Origin of the sequence: Corynebacterium sp. KPL2838 (assembly GCF_040225455.1) — a bacterium.
In the GTDB taxonomy this organism is placed as follows: Bacteria; Actinomycetota; Actinomycetes; order Mycobacteriales; family Mycobacteriaceae; genus Corynebacterium; species Corynebacterium rhinophilum.
Window position 1 is genome coordinate 1 of the sequence record NZ_JBEHFT010000067.1, and the last position, 3,615, is coordinate 3,615.

At 59.2% G+C, this 3,615-nt stretch carries 3 protein-coding genes and 2 pseudogenes; 3 read left to right on the top strand and 2 right to left on the bottom strand.

The window, feature by feature from the left end; translation table 11 throughout:
- Positions 1 to 80: 80 nt before the first annotated feature.
- Positions 81 to 350 (top strand): annotated as a pseudogene (locus ABRP98_RS11610) (helix-turn-helix domain-containing protein); the annotation flags it as partial.
- Between the two features lie 369 nt (positions 351 to 719).
- Here ABRP98_RS11610 and ABRP98_RS11615 read toward each other — a convergent pair.
- Positions 720 to 1,754, bottom strand: coding sequence for a YeiH family protein (locus ABRP98_RS11615; protein ID WP_349859344.1), 1,035 nt, complete (start codon positions 1,752 to 1,754; stop codon positions 720 to 722).
- Positions 1,755 to 1,824: 70 nt separating this feature from the next.
- Between ABRP98_RS11615 and ABRP98_RS11620 the strand changes: the two genes are divergently transcribed.
- A complete protein-coding gene (locus tag ABRP98_RS11620; RefSeq protein WP_034654218.1) occupies positions 1,825 to 2,721 on the top strand; it encodes a LysR family transcriptional regulator in 897 nt (298 codons plus the stop codon).
- Between the two features lie 255 nt (positions 2,722 to 2,976).
- Here the strand turns inward: ABRP98_RS11620 and ABRP98_RS11840 are convergent.
- Positions 2,977 to 3,464, bottom strand: a pseudogene (locus ABRP98_RS11840) (zinc-binding dehydrogenase).
- Between ABRP98_RS11840 and ABRP98_RS11635 the strand changes: the two are divergent.
- A partial coding sequence (locus ABRP98_RS11635) for a hypothetical protein (RefSeq protein WP_349859346.1) occupies positions 3,427 to 3,615 on the top strand: 189 nt, incomplete at its 3' end. The pseudogene ABRP98_RS11840 and the gene ABRP98_RS11635 sit on opposite strands and share 38 nt — an antisense overlap.

The window sequence follows — 3,615 nt, forward strand, 5'->3', positions numbered from 1 at the left end:
AGAAACCGAGTACTATCTCACCCAGCCCATCAACACAGGGCCGTAAAAGAAGCGGAACTAAACCCAGGACGCTTCATGCGAAAGACACCACAGATCCACGCGCGGATTTAATGCTAGGCATTTTAGGTTCGTTTGCGGAGTTTGAGCGGGCCATTATCCGCGAACGCCAAGCAGAGGGGATTGCGCTGGCGAAAAAGGCAGGAAAGTACAAAGGCCGCAAACCCGCCCTTAGCCCATAACAGGTAGCGGAGATTAAGAGGCGCGTGCTGGCGGGGGAGCCAAAGGCAGAGCTAGCACGGGAGTTTGGGGTCACTCGCCCTACTGTGTATCGGGCGTTGAAGAACGCATAGATGCGGCGATGGGGGCGGGTGAATATACGCCCCACGGCGCTTGCCACATGGCAGGACATTTACGGTTCCAGGCACGCCTACAGGTAGCCTTACGCACATTTCCCCTCGTGGGCGGCTTTTACAAGGGCTGGCGAAGGCACGCCCCCAGGTCTCGCTAGCGTGTGGTTTTACCTGCGCTTTCTCCGCCTGGGCAACGTTCACCGAATAAAGAGAAAGGGCGCCCCCACCTTGAAGAATCGGAGCTGTCGACGCCGACGATAATCGGAGCTGTACCGGTGAGAAATGTCAAGTCAGGTTCCTTCCTAAAAGGTCATGTGGTGGGCGGACGAGGTATCAGCTTGGGCGGAGACTGCAGGATGTGGTTCCCTATCAGAGGTGGACGAGTTCGATGCCTGCAAGTGCGATGCCTGTGACGAGAATGGTTGAGGCTGCGGCCAGGATGAAGGGTCGGGCTCCGACCCGGATGAGGTTGCGGATCTTCACCCCACATCCCAGTCCAAACATTGCGGCGGACAACAAAGCCGTTTGCGCGAGGCTTCCTGCGTGGATGAGGCCCTCGGGCAGGTCCAGTGTGGAACGGAGCACGATCATGACCAGGAAGCCAATGATGAACAGTGGGACGATCGCAGGACGCTTTTCATCGGGTTTGACGTTTCCTGACCGGCGTTGGCGAATGCTCAAAATCGCGACGATCGGGGCGAGCAGCAGGACGCGGGCGAGTTTGACGATGACGGCGACAGCCAGCGCCCCGCCGCCGATTATTCCTCCGGCGGCGACAACCTGAGCGATCTCGTGGATGGAGCCACCGGCCCACATGCCGTTGAGTTCAGGCTCCATGCCCAGCAGCTGGCCGAGCAAGGGAATCGCCGGAATCATGAGTGTGCCGAAGATGACCACCAAGGCCACGGCGGTGACCACGTCCTCTTCGTCTGAGTCGGTGACCCCTTCGACTCCGGCCACAGCGGCGGCGCCGCAAATAGAGAAACCACATGCTATGAGCAGAACCTGGGCGGAACGCATCTTCATCAGCCGCCCGATCAGGATGGTTCCGAAAATGCCTCCGGCCACGATGAACACGATGACCACGAGCATGGGCGCACCGAGGGAGACAATGTCTGAGAGCACCAGTTGCAGGCCCAGGAAGACGATTCCCAATCGGAGCAGCTTCTTGGAAGCCAGCGTCAGTCCCGGTGCCGTGGACTCGGGTAGGCGAACCACGTTGGTCAGGGCGATGCCGAGCACGATCGCGACGATCAGTGGGCTGACACCGGGAAGGAAGACGTTAACGGTCATCGCGATTGCCACAGCGACCGCACACAAAAGCAACCCGGGGGAATATTTTTTCAGTGCGTAGGAGCCGCGGCGGGCTGTTACGGGATCTATCTGTTGTATTTGCGTTGACATACTTCCATACTTCACTGATCCCCGTCAGCCCGCTAGACGGCAATTTCGCATCATGGTATATGCTTTTGATATGAGCGAAGCTTGGCCGAACCTTCAAGTACTGGAACTCTTCGTTGCCGTGGTGGACGAAGGCAGCGTGGGGGCAGGCGCACGGAAAGTGGGGATGGCGCAGCCCAACGCAAGCCGAGCCATCGCGGAGCTGGAGACGGGGATGAAAACGGCTTTGCTTGAGCGCAGCCCCCGCGGTTCGGAACCGACGGCACTGGGGTTGTTGCTGGCTGTTCAAGCCCGTGAACTACTTGATGCCGGGCAACGCTTCAACGATTGGTCACGGTCTAGCCGCAGCAACGAAACGTTGGAACTTCGTGTGGGGGCCAGCATGACCATCGCAGAAACCCTGCTACCGGTCTGGCTGACAGAGTTGAAACGTCGATTGCCGCCGGTCCGCATCGAGGTGCAGGTGCTGAATTCGGCGCAGGTTCTCCAAGAAGTGCAAAGGGGCATTCTTCAACTGGGTTTCGTTGAGACCCCGAACGTTCCCATGCGGTTGAATGCCCGGGTCGTCCAAGAGGATGAGTTGCTGGTAGTTGTCGCTCCCAACCATGAATGGGCGAACCGTACGAGCAGGATCGGTTTGCAAGAGCTGGCGGAAACCCCCTTGGTTGTCAGGGAGCCCGGCTCAGGTACCCGCGAGGCGCTGCAAGAGGTGTTGGCTGGGGCCGTCACTGTCGAGCCGATGCAGGTGCTTGCCAGCAACGCCGCGGTGCGCGTTGCTGTTGCTTCCGGGGCGGGTCCTGCTGTCCTGAGCGAACTCGCCCTTCGTAGCCAGCTCGAGAGCGGGGACCTGTTGCGCGTTCCCTTTGAGGGTCAAGGGATCAGCCGCCCCCTGACGGCCGTCTGGTCAGGACCTCGACGATTGACAGGAGTCGCGGCCGAACTGGTCGCTGTGGCCGCTGCCAAACCGTAGCCGGTGGCAGCAAGTCCCGTCTTCGAAGAAGTCATCAGCATCCGTACAAGATGCTCCCCCTGTAGTCCCGAGCCCCAAGCAGTGCCCGTGCCTTGGGCGGTCTGACATGCCAACCCTTCCGGCTCAACATCGTCCGCCTCTTACCCGCAAGCCATGAATTAAATACGGGGTAGAGAGTTGTAAATAACCCGGACCGGCTGAGAATTCGGCAAGGCAGCACCTTCTTGAATCCGCATGGTTCCTCGGCCATGTGCTTTACTCTCGTCTGAGCACGAGTTTGCCTCGAGCCCTCCGGGTCTGTACTTTCGCAAGGGCAGCCAGGGCATCTGCAAACGGATAAACCTGCTCAAGCTCCAAATGAATCTCCCCTGCGGCGATCTGCTCCATGAGTTGCACCAAATCATCGAGAACGTCCATTTGATAGGGGACCCCGTTATGTGTATGCCACGTTCGGAGATGTGTGCATCTCCGGAGATCGACACCAATGTTCCACCGTCCTTCACGACGGGCAAACTTTCCGCCGAGGTGCCCGGTTGCACCGCCAAGACAGCGTCGACGCCATTGGGCATCCACTCCAGGATCTGCTCGCGCCAATGGGGGTTGCCGTAGTCAACTACCTTGTGCGCGCCGAGCGAAAGCATGTAGTCGTGATTGGGTTTCGACGCGGATGCGGCAACGTGCCATCCGCGTTGGCGTGCAAGTTGGATGGCGACCGTGCCGATCGCCCCCGAGCCACCAGCAATGAAGAGCGACCCGTCAACGGGCGCTGAACTGCAGGTTTGGCTTCCAAACGAAAAGGACGCCCCACCCGCCAAAATTGAACTGGCCCCCGAAAGTTGGACTGGTTTAATTCTAGGCGATGAGGGGTTCAAGGGTCTGATTCCGATATTGCAT